General features: G+C 46.3%; 14 protein-coding genes. 10 read left to right on the top strand and 4 right to left on the bottom strand.

Annotation, left to right across the window (positions count from 1 at the left end):
* Positions 1-97 precede the first annotated feature (97 nt).
* From tuf to FFM79_RS09845, 6 genes are all read left to right on the top strand, one after another.
* Positions 98-1,285, top strand: coding sequence for an elongation factor Tu (gene tuf, locus FFM79_RS09870; RefSeq protein WP_137643313.1), 1,188 nt, complete (start codon positions 98-100; stop codon positions 1,283-1,285).
* 203 nt (positions 1,286-1,488) lie between these two features.
* A complete protein-coding gene (gene tig, locus FFM79_RS09865) occupies positions 1,489-2,805 on the top strand; it encodes a trigger factor (RefSeq protein WP_137643312.1) in 1,317 nt (438 codons plus the stop codon).
* 206 nt (positions 2,806-3,011) lie between these two features.
* Positions 3,012-4,277: an ATP-dependent Clp protease ATP-binding subunit ClpX gene (gene clpX, locus FFM79_RS09860; RefSeq protein WP_137643311.1), complete on the top strand. Its 1,266-nt coding sequence runs from the start codon at positions 3,012-3,014 to the stop codon at positions 4,275-4,277.
* 120 nt (positions 4,278-4,397) lie between these two features.
* Positions 4,398-4,982 carry a ribosome biogenesis GTP-binding protein YihA/YsxC gene (gene yihA / locus FFM79_RS09855; protein WP_137643310.1) on the top strand — a complete coding sequence of 195 codons (585 nt, stop codon included), beginning with the start codon at positions 4,398-4,400 and terminating at the stop codon, positions 4,980-4,982.
* A 234-nt stretch (positions 4,983-5,216) separates the two neighbouring features.
* Positions 5,217-5,513, top strand: a complete 297-nt coding sequence (locus FFM79_RS09850; RefSeq protein WP_137643309.1) for a nucleoside triphosphate pyrophosphohydrolase family protein — start codon at positions 5,217-5,219, stop codon at positions 5,511-5,513.
* Positions 5,514-5,742: 229 nt separating this feature from the next.
* Positions 5,743-6,150 carry an iron-sulfur cluster biosynthesis family protein gene (locus tag FFM79_RS09845; protein ID WP_137643308.1) on the top strand — a complete coding sequence of 136 codons (408 nt, stop codon included), beginning with the start codon at positions 5,743-5,745 and terminating at the stop codon, positions 6,148-6,150.
* Positions 6,151-6,183: 33 nt separating this feature from the next.
* On the opposite strand, the gene FFM79_RS09840 is transcribed toward FFM79_RS09845, so the two are convergent.
* A complete protein-coding gene (locus FFM79_RS09840; protein ID WP_137643307.1) occupies positions 6,184-6,636 on the bottom strand; it encodes a MarR family winged helix-turn-helix transcriptional regulator in 453 nt (150 codons plus the stop codon).
* A gap of 154 nt (positions 6,637-6,790) precedes the next feature.
* On the opposite strand from FFM79_RS09840, the gene FFM79_RS09835 reads away from it, so the two are divergent.
* On the top strand, positions 6,791-8,191 hold the full coding sequence (locus FFM79_RS09835) for a DHA2 family efflux MFS transporter permease subunit (protein WP_137643306.1): 1,401 nt from the start codon (positions 6,791-6,793) through the stop codon (positions 8,189-8,191).
* Between the two features lie 207 nt (positions 8,192-8,398).
* Here the strand turns inward: FFM79_RS09835 and FFM79_RS09830 are convergent, their stop codons facing one another.
* On the bottom strand, positions 8,399-8,569 hold the full coding sequence (locus FFM79_RS09830) for an SPJ_0845 family protein (RefSeq protein ID WP_137643305.1): 171 nt from the start codon (positions 8,567-8,569) through the stop codon (positions 8,399-8,401).
* Positions 8,570-8,774: 205 nt separating this feature from the next.
* Here FFM79_RS09830 and FFM79_RS09825 point away from each other — a divergent pair, with 205 nt between their 5' ends.
* The 3 genes from FFM79_RS09825 to uvrC all read left to right on the top strand — a co-directional run bounded on the left by FFM79_RS09825 (position 8,775) and on the right by uvrC (position 12,917).
* On the top strand, positions 8,775-10,253 hold the full coding sequence (locus FFM79_RS09825) for an ABC transporter substrate-binding protein/permease (protein WP_137643304.1): 1,479 nt from the start codon (positions 8,775-8,777) through the stop codon (positions 10,251-10,253).
* A complete protein-coding gene (locus FFM79_RS09820) occupies positions 10,246-10,986 on the top strand; it encodes an amino acid ABC transporter ATP-binding protein (protein WP_137643303.1) in 741 nt (246 codons plus the stop codon). The genes FFM79_RS09825 and FFM79_RS09820 overlap by 8 nt, the downstream gene beginning before the upstream one ends.
* A gap of 116 nt (positions 10,987-11,102) precedes the next feature.
* Positions 11,103-12,917, top strand: a complete 1,815-nt coding sequence (gene uvrC / locus FFM79_RS09815; protein ID WP_137643302.1) for an excinuclease ABC subunit UvrC — start codon at positions 11,103-11,105, stop codon at positions 12,915-12,917.
* An 83-nt stretch (positions 12,918-13,000) separates the two neighbouring features.
* On the opposite strand, the gene FFM79_RS09810 is transcribed toward uvrC, so the two are convergent.
* Both FFM79_RS09810 and FFM79_RS09805 read right to left on the bottom strand, forming a co-directional pair.
* Positions 13,001-14,323: a metallophosphoesterase family protein gene (locus FFM79_RS09810; protein ID WP_137643301.1), complete on the bottom strand. Its 1,323-nt coding sequence runs from the start codon at positions 14,321-14,323 to the stop codon at positions 13,001-13,003.
* Positions 14,324-14,845: 522 nt separating this feature from the next.
* On the bottom strand, positions 14,846-16,810 hold the full coding sequence (locus FFM79_RS09805; protein ID WP_137643300.1) for a PTS fructose transporter subunit IIABC: 1,965 nt from the start codon (positions 16,808-16,810) through the stop codon (positions 14,846-14,848).
* Positions 16,811-16,834: the final 24 nt, after the last annotated feature.

Below are 16,834 nucleotides of genomic sequence, written 5' to 3'. Positions count from 1 at the left end.
CCTTTTCACTAGGATGTAGTATAATACTAACTAAAGAATTGTCGGGGCCTAATTAGGTCTGGCACTATTCTTGCGAAAATCACAGGAGGTTTCATTAATGGCAAAAGAACATTATGAAAGAACAAAACCCCATGTAAACATTGGTACTATTGGCCACGTTGACCATGGGAAGACTACTTTGACTGCAGCAATCACTAAGGTATTGTCTGAAAAGGGCTTGGCTCAAGCTCAAGACTTCGCCGCAATTGATGCTGCTCCCGAAGAACGTGAACGTGGTATTACTATCAACACCGCGCACGTTGAATACGAAACTGAAAAGCGTCACTACGCGCATATCGATGCCCCAGGACATGCTGACTACGTTAAGAACATGATCACTGGTGCCGCTCAAATGGATGGTGCCATCTTAGTTGTTGCCGCAACCGATGGTCCTATGCCACAAACGCGTGAACACATCCTCTTGGCTCGCCAAGTTGGTGTTGACTACATCGTTGTCTTCTTAAACAAGACTGACCTTGTTGACGATGACGAATTAGTTGACTTAGTTGAAATGGAAGTTCGTGAATTACTTTCCGAATACGATTTCCCTGGTGACGATATTCCAGTTATCCGCGGTTCAGCTCTTAAAGCCCTTGAAGGCGATGCTGAACAAGAAAAGGTTATCTTACACTTAATGGACGTTGTTGATGAATACATCCCAACTCCAGTTCGTGATACTGACAAGCCTTTCTTGATGCCTGTTGAAGACGTCTTCTCAATCACTGGTCGTGGGACCGTTGCTTCTGGTCGTATTGACCGTGGGACTGTTAAAGTTGGTGACGAAGTCGAAATCGTTGGTTTACACGATGACGTCTTGAAGTCAACTGTTACGGGTCTTGAAATGTTCCGTAAGACGCTTGACTTAGGTGAAGCCGGTGACAACGTTGGTGCCTTGTTACGTGGTATCAACCGTGAACAAGTTGTTCGTGGTCAAGTTTTGGCTAAGCCAGGTTCGATCCAAACCCACAAGAAGTTCAAGGGTGAAGTCTACATCTTATCCAAAGAAGAAGGTGGCCGTCATACGCCATTCTTCTCAAACTATCGTCCACAATTCTACTTCCACACCACTGATATCACTGGTGTTATTGAATTGCCAGACGGTGTTGAAATGGTTATGCCTGGTGACAACGTCACATTCACTGTTGAATTGATTCAACCAGCTGCCATCGAAAAGGGTACCAAGTTCACTGTTCGTGAAGGTGGCCATACCGTCGGTGCCGGTGTTGTTTCAGAAATTGATGACTAATCTCTAACTGATTTTCATTGATTCATTTAAGAGACTTGGGAGGTTACTTCCGGGTCTCTTTTTTTCAGAAATTTTACAATTAAACGCGTACTTGCGCGGTTTTTTGGCTGATTTGGTTTACTTTATGGTAGCGATAGGTTAAACTTAACAAGTATGCAATTGACTTGAATTGTAGAAAATATTAATGTTTCGGAGGGAATACAATGGCTGCAAAGTGGGAAAAGAAAGAAGGCAACCAAGGCGAATTAACGTTCGAAATTGGTGCCGATAAGATCAAAGAAGGTATTGACAAAGCCTTCCAACGGACTAAAAAGAATTTAAACGTTCCTGGGTTCCGTAAGGGTAAGGTTCCGCGTCAAATCTTCAATCAAATGTACGGTGAAGAAGCCCTTTATCAAGATGCTTTAAACATCGTGCTCCCAGAAGCATACGAAGAAGCAATCAAAGAAACTGAAATCGAACCAGTTGATCAACCACAAATTAACGTTGATAGCATGGAAAAGGACCAACCTTGGGTCTTGAAAGCTGTCGTAACGGTTAAGCCAGACGTTAAATTGGGCGATTACAAGGAACTTAGTGTAACGCGTCAAAACACGCGTGTTTATGCTAAGGACATTGATGCTGAATTAGAATCACGTCGTCAAAAGCAAGCTGAATTAGTTTTGAAAGAAGACCAACCAGCTGAAAAGGGCGACACGGTCGTTATTGACTTCAAAGGTTTCGTTGATGGTGAACCATTTGAAGGCGGCGAATCAGAAAACTATTCACTTGAATTAGGGTCAAACTCCTTCATCCCTGGCTTTGAAGATCAATTAGTTGGTGTTAAGGCTGGCGACGAAAAGGACGTTAAGGTTACTTTCCCTAAGGACTATCAAGCTGAAGACTTGCAAGATAAAGAAGCAACCTTCAAAGTAACGGTTCACGAAGTTAAGACTAAGGAATTGCCTGAACTTGACGATGAATTCGCTAAGGACGTTGACGAAGATGTTGACACCCTTGAAGAATTGAAGGCCAAGATCAAGGATGAACTTAAAGAACAAAAGGAACGTGCTGCGCATGACGCCATTGAAGACGAAGCTTTGAACCAAGCCGTTGACAATGCTGAAATTGAAGCAATTCCTGACGCTATGAAGGAAGACGACATTCGCCGTCAAATGGATCAATACTTGGCAAACATGCAACAACAAGGCATTGACCCAAAGACTTACTACAAGTTGACTGGAACGTCTGAAAAGGACTTACACCAACAATTTTCAGCCGATGCTGATCGGCGGGTTAAGACTAACTTAGTCTTAGAAGCCGTTGTTGAAGCTGAAAATATCAAGCCTTCAGAAGACGAAATTGCAGCTGAAGTTAAAGATTTAGCTAGCCAATACAACATGGAAGAAGATGCCGTTCGCGGTGCCTTAACCGATGATATGTTGGCCCACGACATTGCAATTCGGCAAGCCGTTGACTTGATTACCGATTCTGCTAAGCAAAACGCTAAGGCGGACGATAAAAAAGAAGATAAAAATTAATTAGTAATTTTTAATGGTAACAGCCCCGTAGGAGTACTCCTGCGGGGCTGTTAGCGTTTTGAACAGTTAGTTAGTAAACAAATCATTTCGAGTTTTGAATAACCCATGTTATAGTTATGGGCGTAGAGAACAATGCCTAAGCTGGTTTTAACTAGGCATTTCTGGTATGATTAATCCATGGAAATACATCGATGAGGTGAGAATGAATGTTTGAAAATACCGAGACAAACGGTCCAGTCAACTGCTCATTTTGTGGTAAATCACAAGATCAAGTAAAAAAAATTGTGGCTGGCCCTGGTGTCTATATCTGTAATGAATGTATCGATTTATGTAAGGAAATTATCGATGAAGAGTTCAGTGAAGAACGAGCCCATGAATTAACAGATATCCCAACACCTAAAGAAATTGTTGACGAGTTGGACCAGTATGTAATCGGTCAAAACGAAGCTAAGCGGACCTTATCGGTTGCTGTTTATAACCATTATAAGCGGGTTAAAGCAATGTCTGAACGCAAGGACGACGATACGGACGGGCCTGAATTGCAAAAGAGTAATATTAGCCTCGTCGGTCCAACTGGTTCTGGGAAAACGTTCTTAGCGCAAAGCTTAGCACGGATCTTAGACGTACCGTTCGCCATTGCGGACGCAACGACTTTAACGGAAGCCGGGTACGTTGGTGAAGACGTTGAAAATATCTTATTGAAGCTGTTGCAAAACGCGGATTATGACGTTGAGCGGGCTGAAAAGGGTATTATTTATATTGATGAAATTGATAAAATTGCGAAGAAGAGCGAGAACGTCTCAATTACGCGGGATGTTTCGGGTGAAGGGGTCCAACAAGCGCTTCTGAAGATCTTGGAAGGGACCATTGCAAACGTTCCGCCGCAGGGTGGCCGGAAGCATCCACAACAAGAGTTCATTCAAATTGACACGACCAATATTTTATTTATTGTTGGTGGGGCCTTTGATGGTATCGAAGAAATTGTTAAGCGCCGGTTAGGTGATAAGACGATTGGTTTTGGAACTGATACGGACCGTAAGAATGCCGTGTTGGACAATTCTAAGAGTTTGATGCAGCAAGTCGTTCCGGAAGACCTACTTCAATTTGGGCTTATTCCAGAATTTATCGGTCGGTTACCAATTTTAACGGCCCTTGAACGCCTAACTGAAGAAGACCTTGTTCGGATTCTAACGGAACCGAAGAACGCACTGGTCAAGCAATATGAGCAGTTAATTGCGTTGGATGGTGCGGAGCTTGAGTTTAAGCCAGAGGCCCTCCAAGCGATTGCGCGTGAAGCATTAGCGCGGAATACTGGTGCCCGGGGACTTCGCTCGATTATTGAAGACACGATGCGGGATATTATGTTTGATATTCCAAGTCGACAAGACGTTAAGAAGGTTATTATCACACCAGAAACGGTGAATGATCACGCCGAACCTAAGTTGATTTTGGCAGATCAAAAGGCCTCATAAACGATTATAATTGTTGACTAAGGACAAAGGTACAACAGGACCGTCGTGAGCGTGCTCACGGGCGGTCCTGCGTGCTGTTTAGCCACTTTAGTGAAGTGACTGTAAAGGAGTTTGAAAACGATGGAAGTACACAATGTGGAGCTCGTGATGAGTGCCGTTGCGCCGAGCCAGTATCCAACGACCGGGTATCCTGAAATTGCGTTGGCTGGCCGCTCAAACGTCGGTAAGTCCTCGCTAATTAACGTGTTGATTAATCGAAACAGCTATGCGCGGACGTCTAGTCAGCCTGGTAAAACGCAAACGTTGAATTTTTATAAGGTTGAAGAACAACTTTATTTTGTGGACGTTCCGGGTTATGGTTATGCGAAGGTTTCTAAAAAGGACCGCGAAAAGTGGGGTCAAATGATTGAAACCTACTTAACTAGCCGCGAGACGTTACGGGGAGTTATTATTTTGGTCGATGCCCGGCACGCACCGACTAAGGACGACGTTGCCATGTATGAATGGATGCGCTACTACGAGATGCCATTACTAGTCGTTGCCACTAAAAGTGATAAGATTCCGCGCGGCAAGTGGAATAAGCAAGAAAGCTTGATTAAAAAGACGCTCAATTTTCAAGATGACGATGATTTTGTTGCGTTTTCTGCTAAAACAAAGAGTGGTAAGGATGCCGTTTGGCAATGGATCAGTGCGCATACGGCTTAATACGTCATACTTAGCGGCGTCATGAGACGCGTTGGCAATAAAGCGGGGCGTGCGGTCCTCCAAGGTGGCTTGAGCGCGTACGCTTAAATAAACTGAATCAAAAGCGGTGTGCGTTTTAAACGCCGCAACGTATCTATTAATGAGTAATCGAGAAAGGAATGTGCAATTAGCAGTCAGCCGGCTAGCATCAGGATTGCGGTTGACGGGGGCTTTTTGCATAGAAGGCGACTTGGATTGGAATTTAATGACTATCAATCGTTAGCAAACCGAACCCTATATGGGAATGAACAAGTTTTAACGAATTTATCCCTCGGACTAGCCTCCGAAACGGGGCAAGTGGTGGACTTAATTAAGAAGTATACGTTCCACGGTGAACAGCTTGATCACGAACAACTAACGAAGCAAATGGGCGACGTTTTATGGTATTTATCGCAGGTTGCGGAGTGGGCGGATATTCCGTTCGAAGAAGTTGCCCAACAAAATATCACTAAACTGAATCATAAGTATCCGAGCGGCAAGTCCGTTCAATAATAGATGACACCTAGTCGCATGGCCCCGGCTAGGTGTTTTTGTGTGCGATTTAAAGTTAATTTATTTGAACATTAGGATGATTCCCGCTACACTAAGCTTGATTAATGGCGGTTACGGGGAACGTGTGAGGCCAATTTCTTGCAATGCTTTTGGGGATGGGTTATAGTAGTACTCGTAGTTAAGTTGCACACAATTGAATTTTCCATCATGGAAAGGATGCATAAATAATATGAAAATTAATATTAAAGACGACGCACAAACCTACTTGGCAGATAAGATTCCAGCCGGCAGTCGGGTAATCTTAACAACTGATGACGGCTCAAACAAGTACTCTAGCTTAGGTGGGAGCTGTGCAATTGGGAATAAATTCCAATTAGTCATTCTAAAAGCGGCCGATCCGGATTATACAATTGATTTAGAAAACAACGCTGGCTACGAAATGAGCACGGCCCCTGCTGACCAAGCCTACCTTGGTAACGGGCTTAACATTACTCGCTGGCACAACTCCCTAGCATTGAAAGATGATAGTGGGATGCTTGATGGGGCCCTTTCAGTCGTTGATTGGCGGAATGTTTCACCAGAAACCGAAGCTGAACGGCGTGAAAAGATGCAAACCATTGGGACTAAAATTTGCTAAATAATTAAACGCAAAGCCATGACTCGTTTTGAGTCATGGCTTTTTTGAGTGCTGCATCGTTGGGGTGGCGGTAAACGCCTGACTAATTTGCTGAAGGCTTTGAATACTTAGGCTAAATTGATCAGCGAGTAGTGTTTGCATGCGCCGTTCACTGGTTGCAAAAAAGGCTGCAATTTGTTGCGCCATTTGCCGGGCGTGGGGGGTCAATAGGAGGCGTTTATACCGAGCATCGGTCGTTGAAGGAACCCGAATTAGGAGATTCTTAGCAACCATCGCCGTTACTAAACTAGAAGCAGTCGCTTTGCGGATGTTAAATTCGTGTTCTAAGTCGCGCTGGAAAAGATCCCGCTCGTTTTCGTGGTCCGCGATGAAGTTGATGGCACTTACCTGACGCCCGGTTAGACCTAATGTTTTGGCAAATTGATCGCGGTCCCGAGCAAGGGCGTTATTGGCCTTTTGAATGGCAATCCCAAGGGAATTTTTCATAGTTCCTCCTTAATATAGTTCGTGTACTAACTAAAATCATTATAAATTGTTATTCAGTTCCCGTCAATTTAATTCTAGCTAGGAATTAGCGGTAAATTATGATATACTAGCTAACTAGTTCGTAATAGAACTAATTAGTAAATGGAGTGGTTAAATGACTAAAAAAGTCGATTTAAAGTTAATCTTAGCAGTGGTCGCCACGGGCTTACTTTCTTTCTGTGGTGTCATTGTAGAAACCGCAATGAACATCACCTTTCCGGTATTAATGCGGCAATTCCAATTGAACGCAGCAACGGTGCAGTGGATGACAACGGCCTACTTACTCGTCGTCGCAATCATTGTTCCAATTTCAGCCTTTTTAAAGCGCCGTTTTCGGACGAAAACACTCTTTATAACGGCTAACTTGTTATTTATTCTCGGGTTGATTATTGACAGTAGTGCGCTAAATTTTCCGCTGTTAGTAGTTGGGCGGATCGTTCAGGGGCTGGGAACCGGGATTGCATTGCCGCTGATGTTTAACATTATTTTGGACTGGGTCCCGCTTGACCAACGCGGTACGTTAATGGGGATTGGGACGCTGATTACGGCGATTGCCCCCGCGTTAGGGCCGACGTACGGAGGACTCGTTATTAGTGCTTTAAACTGGCACTGGGTCTTTATCTTATTGTTGCCATTATTAGTACTATCACTAATTTTGGGAATTTATGCGATTCGCCAAGCGGAACCGCCAATTAAAACGACTTTTGATGTTCGCGCTTGGGTCATGGTGATGTTAATTTTCATTGGTTTTACGTTTGCGTTTAGTCGCTTACAACAGCTATTCCGCGCGCCGGTGGTGATCATCGGCTGGTTAGTGGTCGGCGTTGTGGGACTGGTGGCGTTTGTTTGGTTAACGGGCCGTTCGCAACACCCGTTGATCAGTTTAAAAATATTTCAAACGCAATCCTTTAATTGGCATTTAACGGGCTTTTTCCTCGTCCAAGTCAATGCGCTGGGACTGGCTTTCATTCTGCCGAATTATTTACAGCTGGTTGATGGCAAAAGTGCCCTCGCAGCCGGGCTCTATATTTTACCCGGTGCCGCAATTGGCGCAATTTTAGCGCCCTTAGGGGGGCGGTTGCTGGACAAATTTGGGGCGGCCAAGCCAATTTTAACGGGGGCCGTTATTTTGGTGGTCGCGATTGGCTTGTTTACCTTATTAGGGATGCGTCTGACTGGGCCACTGGTAATGGGAATTTACATCTTACTTATGATTGGGATGGGAATTACCATGGGAAACACGATGACGAGTGGCCTCTCCCAATTATCGGCTGAACGGCAAGCGGATGGTAACGCCGTTTTTAACACCTTACAACAGTTTGCCGGGGCAACCGGGACGTCGCTCGTGTCGGCGGTAATCACGTTGATTCAGGAACGGACGAGCGGGTCAGCGGCCCATGCCGTAGCGACGGGCTCGACGGTGGCTTTGATTTTGCTGTTCATCTTGATTGCTTGTAATTTAGTGGCTTTGTTCTTGGCGATGCGAACACGTCAGTCCGCGCACGCGCTACATTAAAGACGACTAATCAGGTTCTATGATATGCGGTGTTGATCTGCTAAAAAAATACTAGTTGAGTTTTCAAAAAATTCAGGATGCTTGCCAGAATAAGCGGGTAAGGAGGCTGAGCTTGATTTAGTAGATGTTCCGTAAAACTAGTTTCACCAATAAACGCAAAGCACGCGCCACAATGGTCGAATTGACCGTTGTGGCGCGTGCTTTGCGTTATTTTTTAGGTTGCTGGTTCTTAGATGACTGTTCCGCTTTTTGTTTAGCGTGGTCATCAATCGTTTTTTGAATTGACTTAGTAGTGAGTTTATCGGGGTCATCCGGACCAATCGCAAATTTATCAAATAGTTTGTCTAAGTTATCTTGACGTTGTACTTTTAAGCCCATAGTATCATTCCTTTCGCTTCCAGCTAATGATAGCAAATTTTACCGGCTTTGTCAGTTATTCGTCTTTTGTGCATAAACAAGGCCCGAAAAGCTGCATAAATGGTCTTTTTATGTATAAAATAAAGAAATTTTCAAAAATACTTGCATAAATAATCATAAGCGACTATACTTTATTCTTGTAAATTAGAAGACAAGGAGAAAGCCGATGAAAAAAAGATTTGGGATTGTGTTAGCCATTATTGTTGCCCTGTTGTTGACCGTCGTACCGTTAGGTCAAAACCAGTCGGCACAGGCCGCTGATGACTCATTAGAAAAGATTCAAAAGAAGGGGGTCCTCGTAATGGGGACGTCACCCGATTATCCGCCGTACGAATTCCAGGCAACCGTGAAGGGTAAGAGTCAGGTTGTTGGGATGGACGTTGAAATTGGGAAGAAAGTTGCTAAGGATTTAGGGGTTAAACTGAAAGTTAAATCGATGTCGTTTGATTCATTACTAGTTGCGCTACAAACTGGTAAAGTTGACATGATTATTTCGGGGATGAACCCAACGCCAGCTCGGCGGAAGAACGTTGACTTTACTCATATCTACTACCAAGGTGGGTACAGTATCGTCATTAATAAGACCGACTTAGCCAAGTACAAGAATAAGGATTCATTTAAGGGTGGTACGCTGGGTGCGCAAACTGGTTCTACCCAGTACAATGCGATTAAGAAGCAAACGGTTGGAACGACTTCCAAGGGGATGACGTCGCAGTCTGATTTGATTTTAGCACTTCAAAGTCATAAATTGGACGGGGTTGCGATGGAAAAGCCCTCCGCTGAAGCTTACGTTTCCAATAACAAGCAATTAGCCGCCATTCCAAGTAATTTTGATTTGAGTTCGGATGCAACCAGTTCTGCGATTGCGTTTCGGAAAGGTTCAACCAGCTTGGTTAACGAAGTTAATAAGACGGTTGATAGTATCAAGAAACAAAATCTGGTCAAAAAGCAATATTTACCAGCCGCTGGGAAGTATTTGAAGACCAACACTGTTAATACGTCAATGACGCATTACTGGAAGGCCTTCCTAACTGGGATTGAATATACGCTGATTATTACGATCTGTTCCGTATTCTTTGGGTTTATTTTAGGGATCTTACTATCGTTAGCTCGGATGGCCAAGGGCAATCCTTTCAAGACCGCGCTTCGGTGGTTAGCGACGGCCTACGTTGAATTTATTCGTGGGACGCCAATGATGGTTCAAGTTATGTTCGTTTACTTTGGCTTAGGGCTCTTCGTCAACTTACCGGCGTTAACTTCCGGGATTATTGCGATTTCCTTAAACTCGGGAGCTTACATTGCGGAATATATCCGTGGTGGGATTAATTCCGTCAACATCGGGCAAACGGAAGCAGCGCGGAGTCTCGGGATGTCAAACGGCGCAACGATGCGCTACGTTGTCCTACCACAAGCGTTGAAGAATATTTGGCCGTCACTTGGGAATGAATTTATTACCTTGATTAAGGATAGTTCGATTGTCTCGATAATTGGGGTTACCGAATTAATCTATCAAAGTAACATCGTTCGTTCGGATACGTACCGGGGGGTTGCACCAATCGTTGTTATCATGGTGCTCTACTTCATTATGACCTTTACGGCGTCACGGATCTTGAACTACTTCGAAAGGAGAATGCAACATGACTAAACCAGTTATCGAGGTTGAATCGCTGGCAAAAAGTTTTGGCGATAACCACGTTTTAAAAGATATTACGGAAAAGGTTGAACCCGGTCAGGTGATCGTGGTCATCGGGCCTTCCGGTGGTGGGAAGAGTACCTTCCTGCGCTGCTTGAACTTATTAGAGACCCCCACGAGTGGCAAGGTTGCGTTTGAGGGCCAAGATTTAACCAGCTTGGATTCGAAGAGTGTAGATTCGTTACGGGAAAAAATGGGGATGGTTTTCCAAAGCTTTAACTTGTTCCCAAACATGACGGTGCTCGAAAACATTAAACTGGCCCCAATGAAGGTTAAAGGGGTCGCAGACGCAGAAGCGACCAAGACAGCACATGAATTATTGCAACGGGTTGGCTTGGAGGATCACGCCGAGGCCTTTCCGGCCAGCTTATCTGGTGGGCAAGCGCAACGGGTCGCCATTGCGCGGGCCTTAGCAATGAACCCTGAAGTGATGCTCTTTGATGAACCGACGTCCGCGTTGGATCCTGAAATGGTTGGCGAAGTGCTTAACGTTATGCAAGAGTTAGCTCAAGAAGGGATGACGATGGTCGTCGTTACTCACGAAATGGGCTTTGCCAAGGAAGTAGCCGATCGGGTGTGGTTTATGGCCGACGGGTACATTCAGGAAAATAACACGCCTGATGAATTCTTTAATCATCCGCAAACTGAGCGGGCTAAAGATTTCTTATCCAAAATTATTATGTAGTCCTAAGGAACCGGTCGATATGACCGGTTCTTTTTTGTATCAGGCGGATTGCTTGAGACCGGCTCTGCCGGGCGGTATACTGGAAGAGCTAAGTTAAAAACGAAGGAGGGGGCACGGTGGCGTCACCACATATTGAACATAAGTTAAGTTTGTTACCCGATTTACCGGGATGCTACTTAATGAAAAATTTAAATAGTCAGATTATTTATGTTGGGAAAGCAAAAAATTTGAAGAACCGGGTACGCTCCTATTTTAAGAGTAGCCATACCGGGAAAACGGCCCGGCTGGTTTCGGAAATTGCGGACTTTGAATTTATCGTCACTTCAACGGATAAGGAAGCTTTTCTGTTAGAAATTACGCTAATTCAAAAGCATCAGCCGTATTTCAACATTAAGTTGAAGAAGGGGACCGGCTACCCCTACATTAAAATTACTCACGAACGCGACCCGCAAATATTGATCGTCAGTGACGTGCGGAAGGACGGCGGCTACTACTTTGGTCCGTATCCGAACGTCTATGCCGCCCAAGAAACGGTTAACTTTATTCAGAAGGTTTATCCCCTGCGCCGCTGCCACGGTTTTCAGAACCGGCCTTGCCTGTATTACCACATGGGCCAGTGTTTAGGGGCCTGCTTCAAAACCGTTCCGGAAGCGGAGTATGCGGCCCAAATTGAGCGGATTAAGTCGTTTCTTAACGGTCACGTTGCGACCGTTAAGCGGCAACTAACGAAACGGATGGAAACCGCGGCCGCCAACTTAGAATTTGAACGGGCAGCTGAGTTGCGGGACCAATTAACGTATATTGAAATGACGGTTGAAAAGCAAAAGATCATTTCAAATGACCATACGCCGCGCGACTTATTCAACTTTTACATGGATAAGGGTTGGTTGTCGATTCAAGTATTCTTTATTCGGCAAGCACGATTGATGAAACGTGAAAAGCGGCTGTTCCCGGTTGTTTCAACGGCCGAAGAAGAAATTACGAGCTTTATTCTCCAATTCTATAACCGTAAAAACAACGTATTACCGCGGGAAGTCCTAGTTCCAGCTGGTCTGGATAAACAGGTACTTAGTGATATTTTGGGGATTCCCGTCCGTACGCCACAACGGGGGCAGAAACGCGACCTATTAGAAATGGCGCAAAAAAATGCGCAGTTGGTACTGGAAGAAAAGTTCCGCCTGTTAGAATTAGATGAGTGGAAGACGACCGGGGCGATGAAGGAATTGACTGATGCGCTTGGGATTCCGGCGGGCCATAAAATTGAAGCGTTCGACCACTCGCATATTCAAGGAGCCGACTTAGTTTCTGCGATGGTGGTATTTACGGACGGTCAGCCGAATAAAAAGCTGTACCGGAAGTATAAACTAAAAACCGTTGACCATGCGGATGAAGCGGCGTCGACGCGGGAAGTCATTCGCCGGCGCTATACGCGGATATTAAAGGAGCACGCGGCCTTACCCGACTTGATTCTCATGGACGGGGGCGAAATTCAATTAGAAGCGGCGAAGGATGTGCTTGAAAATGAATTAGACATCCATACGCCGGTCGCAGCCATGGTTAAAAATGAACACCATAAGACGGCGGACTTATTAAAGTCGGCAGGTGATCAGCACCTTCACCTCGATCCAAAGAGTCAGGGCTTTTACCTGCTGCAGCGGATTCAAGACGAAGTGCACCGGTTTGCCATTACGTTCCACCGGCAAGTACACACGAAGCATTCCCTCAGTTCGCGGTTGGACGAGATTCCGGGCGTTGGTCCGAAGACGCGTAATAAATTGTTACGAAAATTTGGTTCAATGACCAAGATTGCGGCAGCGTCGATCGAAGAGATGCAAAAACTAGGAATCTCTAAAAACGTAGCCCAGACCGTTAAATTTTCGTTAGCGGGTGCGGGGGTTACACCGAAACATTATCAGAAGGGCGCCACGTAAAAGAAGCCCACTCAAAGTGCAAGTGACCTTTGAGTGGGCTTTTTGAGTGGGTTTTGTTGTGCAGCTTGAATAAAATTATTAGGTTAGCGGACGGCACCTGACCAGCTGAGATTACCGCGTAGTTCAAGGGTTCGGAGAATTAGGGTGCGTAAACTCGTGGACGCGGGTTGCTTTTCCCAGGCTCGGATGGCGGCGGACCGTTCCGGGGGCGTTCCGCGGAACATGGCAATGTTGGCTTGCCCCATTCCGGCGGCCAGTTGCTGGACCTGCTTGGTCGTCAGGTGGTTTTCGTCCCGTGTTTCGTAAAGTTGGGCGATGGCCGCGTTGTACCCGGCGGCGTAGAGTACGTGGTGATCATACTTTTTAAAGGCCCGGGCTGCTGCCGCATCCTGGGTACGCTGCAGATAGCCTGAAACGTCTAACGGCGTAGCGTGGTAGTCCGCGCGCCCGGTTTTCTGGTCAATTTTAAGGGTCCCGTAGTAGTGTGAGCCAATAATGAGGGAGCCGCTCGCGATGTCGGTCAGTGTTTGACCGTTGACCTGCTGACTGGCAATGTTCTGCGCGTGAATGTGGCCGGTTAGTGCTAGCTTGATCCCCGCCTTGGTGAAAACGTCGCGAACCTGTTCCGCGTAGCCAATCGTGTAGTCCTGATGAATCATCATGTGATCCATCGTGTTATGGTGCAGTACCGGGATAACGGTGGCGCCTTGCTTTTTAGCCTGTTTACCAATCTTGGCGACCCACTTAAGGGTGCCGTCAGTTAAACCGCCGCCGACCGTGGAGCTACCTTGTTGGTAGTTCCCACGATAAATCGCTGAATTAAGCATGAGAAACCAGGTTTTAGCACTGGGCTTGGCAAGGTAACTTAATGAGTTAGGATCGGTTTCGGCGGCTTGCCCGTAACCCGCCTGTTTGTAAATTTTGGTAAACTCTTCGGGTCCAACTCCGCTGGCCTCGTACTGGTGTTTGCCTTTGAAGCGGCGGGTAAGGGGATTATTAATATCGTGATTACCCGGGACGACGTAAACCCGAATCCCTTGTCTATGTAAGCGCTTTAACTGGCGAGCGACGTACTCGTGACTCGCTTTTTCGCCGTTATTGGTAATGTCGCCCGAAATCAGTAACACGTCCGGGTGCGTTTGAAGGGCCTTTTCAATAAAAGCTTTGAAGATCGTAGCGCTATACTTTAAATCGGCGCCGCCGTCATTTTCGGCGTAGGTCTGAAAAGATGAGCCGTTATCGTGTAAGCTTGGTGCAATAACGTGGTCGTCGCTAATCACCATTGCCGTTAGGGTGCGCCCCTGAACGGGAGTGGTCTGCTTAGCGGACTTTTTTTGACAAGCTCCCAGTAATAAAACACAACTGAGTGCTAATACTAGTAGGGGCGTTTTGAACTTATTGGTCATCGTTAATCGTCTCGGTTCTATAAATGAATTAATAATTTCATTATACCCGTTTGATTGCGGTTTTAGATAATAACTTGTTTGTGCACAAAGAAAAAACGGGTCTATGATATTTGGTGCTGATTTGCTATGAAGGCTGCCAATTGAATTTTCAATCAATTCGTTGAGACTAGCAAAATAGCAAGCAAGATTACGTTATGTTTAGTAACCGTTCTGCGGAATCGGCTTCATTAATTAAGACTTACTAGCGTAACCCGTGAGACTCAATATAAAAGCCAGTCTAGCCAGCAACGGGTGTAACCATGGCTCAACTGCGAAATTATTCTTGGCCGGAAGTGGGGTGCTTCCGGCTTAGAATAAGGCTCGAATTTGAGATTGCTCAGTGGTTTTCTGAGTGAGCTCAAATCGATGCCCGCAGTGTTCCAGCCACCCGGTTACACCCGCTGCTGGCGGCAACCTCAACGCCAAGTGGTATAGAGCCGAAAAAACGACGGCTCCGAAGAGTCGTCGTTTTTTGAAATTAAATTAAGCTTTCTTAGCAGGTTTCCAAAGACCAAGAATGACACCAGCAATGACGGCACCGATGACCGTCGCGGCGATGTAGCCCCAGATGTTCGTTGCTAAGAGTGAAACCCACAAACCACCGTGGGGTGCGGGAACCGCAACGCCCCAGAATTGGGTTAAACCACCGGCAATGGCGGCCCCAATCACACTAGAACCGATTACGTGCACTGGGTCGGCCGTGGCGAATGGAATGGCACCTTCAGTAATGAAGGAAATCCCAAGTAGCCAGTTGGAAATCCCAGCTTTGCGTTCGTCGTCCGTAAACTTCTTTGGCCAGAAGGCTGTGGCAATCGCGGTTGCCAACGGTGGAACCATCCCACCAGCCATTACGGCGGCCATTAAGTTCCCATCGTTAGTTGCCGTGAAGGCCCCGGTCGCGAAGACGTAAGCGGCCTTGTTGAAAGGACCACCCATATCGATGGACATCATCCCACCGAGCACTAAACCAAGAATAACGGCGTTTCCAGTACCCATTGAGTTCAGGAAGTGGGTAATCCATTCGTTGATGACGGAGAAAATTGGGTTAATGATAAAGAACATTAACGCGGCCATGATCAACAAGCCCAAGATTGGGAAAATCAACATTGGCTTCATCCCGTCTAAGGATTGTGGAATGTGCTTCGTCCACTTCTTCAAAAGAACGGTAATGTAACCAGCCAGGAACCCGGCGGCAATCCCACCTAAGAAGCCGGCTGGGCTCTTAGCGTTAGCGGCGATTGAAGCGGTGTAGACCCCACCATAGGCACCGGTATAAACGGTGGCCATAAATCCACCAACGAACCCGGGCATCAGCGCGGGGCGGTCACCAATCGATTCGGCAATGTAACCCGCCAAAACGGGAACCATGAAGGCGAAGGCCATGTTCCCAGCCTGGTTAAAGAAGGTGAAGGCTAAACTCTTGCCACCCGTAAATTGTTCAATGATGAAGGAGAGGGCCATTAGGATCCCACCACCAACAACGAATGGTAACATGTGGGAAATCCCGTTCATCAGGTCTTTATAAACTTCGCCCCAAACGCTCCCGTTTGAATTTCCCTCAGCGTCGTCGGCGTCGTCGCCAGCGTCAGCATCGTGATAGATGGGGGCTTTACCATTTAAGGCTTCCTGAATCAAATCATCGGCTTTGTTGATTCCGTCGATAACGGGCCGGTTAACGAGGTGCTTACCATCGAAACGGGCCATCTTGACTTTTTTATCAGCGGCAATCACAACCCCGTCGGCATTGGCAATTTCGTCCGTCGTTAAGAGGTGCTTGACCCCTTCAGAACCGTTCGTTTCAATTTTAATATCAACCCCAGCGGCCTCACCAGCTTTGATTAGCGCGGCTTCGGCCATGTAGGTGTGGGCAATCCCGTTAGGACAAGCGGTGACCCCAACGATGTAAGGACGTTTTGTATCAGCCTTAGCACTACTTTCAGCGGCTTTCTTTTCCGCTTGCGCTGCTTGATCCTTCGCATCCTTTTCTTCCTTCGCAGCTTGGGCGTCGGCAAATAATTGTTGCACTTCTTCAGGGGTTTGCGCTTCTTTGAGTTTTCCAACCAAGGTTGGGTCGATCAGTAAACTCGAGAGGGCGGCTAACGCAGCCAAATGGGTGTTGTTCGCACCTTCGGGAGCGGCAATCATGAAGAAGAGGTGGACCGGCTGGCCGTCAAGGGCGTTGAAGTCAACCCCGTTTTTACTCTTAGCGAACATGACGGTGGCGCGTTGAACCGCCTTGTCCTTAGCGTGGGGCATGGCAATTCCATCACCAATCCCGGTCGTTGATTCGGCTTCGCGCTTAATGATGTCCTGCTTGTAAAGGGCTTCGTCGTTGATGACGCCTTGTTCAGCATACTTATGAACTAACTCATCAATGGCCTCGTCCTTGGTCGTGGCTTGCATGTCCATGATCATGACATCTTTTAATAGTAAATCGCGGATATCCATTTTCTGGTAACAGTCCTTTCTGGA

This window comes from Lactiplantibacillus modestisalitolerans, from assembly GCF_005405425.1.
GTDB classification, from domain to species: domain Bacteria; phylum Bacillota; class Bacilli; order Lactobacillales; family Lactobacillaceae; genus Lactiplantibacillus; species Lactiplantibacillus modestisalitolerans.
Note: the sequence above shows the minus strand (reverse complement) of the source record. Positions and strands in the feature narration are given on the sequence as shown.

What these genes read in the sequence shown, in the direction of transcription:
- FFM79_RS09805 (WP_137643300.1), bottom strand. Translation starts at nt 16,810, where the DNA reads ATGGATATCCGCGATTTACTATTAAAAGATGTCATGATCATGGACATG.
- FFM79_RS09820 (WP_137643303.1), top strand. Translation starts at nt 10,246, where the DNA reads ATGACTAAACCAGTTATCGAGGTTGAATCGCTGGCAAAAAGTTTTGGC.
- yihA (WP_137643310.1), top strand. Translation starts at nt 4,398, where the DNA reads ATGGAAGTACACAATGTGGAGCTCGTGATGAGTGCCGTTGCGCCGAGC.
- tuf (WP_137643313.1), top strand. Translation starts at nt 98, where the DNA reads ATGGCAAAAGAACATTATGAAAGAACAAAACCCCATGTAAACATTGGT.
- tig (WP_137643312.1), top strand. Translation starts at nt 1,489, where the DNA reads ATGGCTGCAAAGTGGGAAAAGAAAGAAGGCAACCAAGGCGAATTAACG.
- FFM79_RS09840 (WP_137643307.1), bottom strand. Translation starts at nt 6,636, where the DNA reads ATGAAAAATTCCCTTGGGATTGCCATTCAAAAGGCCAATAACGCCCTT.
- FFM79_RS09845 (WP_137643308.1), top strand. Translation starts at nt 5,743, where the DNA reads ATGAAAATTAATATTAAAGACGACGCACAAACCTACTTGGCAGATAAG.
- FFM79_RS09830 (WP_137643305.1), bottom strand. Translation starts at nt 8,569, where the DNA reads ATGGGCTTAAAAGTACAACGTCAAGATAACTTAGACAAACTATTTGAT.
- FFM79_RS09835 (WP_137643306.1), top strand. Translation starts at nt 6,791, where the DNA reads ATGACTAAAAAAGTCGATTTAAAGTTAATCTTAGCAGTGGTCGCCACG.
- FFM79_RS09825 (WP_137643304.1), top strand. Translation starts at nt 8,775, where the DNA reads ATGAAAAAAAGATTTGGGATTGTGTTAGCCATTATTGTTGCCCTGTTG.
- clpX (WP_137643311.1), top strand. Translation starts at nt 3,012, where the DNA reads ATGTTTGAAAATACCGAGACAAACGGTCCAGTCAACTGCTCATTTTGT.
- FFM79_RS09810 (WP_137643301.1), bottom strand. Translation starts at nt 14,323, where the DNA reads ATGACCAATAAGTTCAAAACGCCCCTACTAGTATTAGCACTCAGTTGT.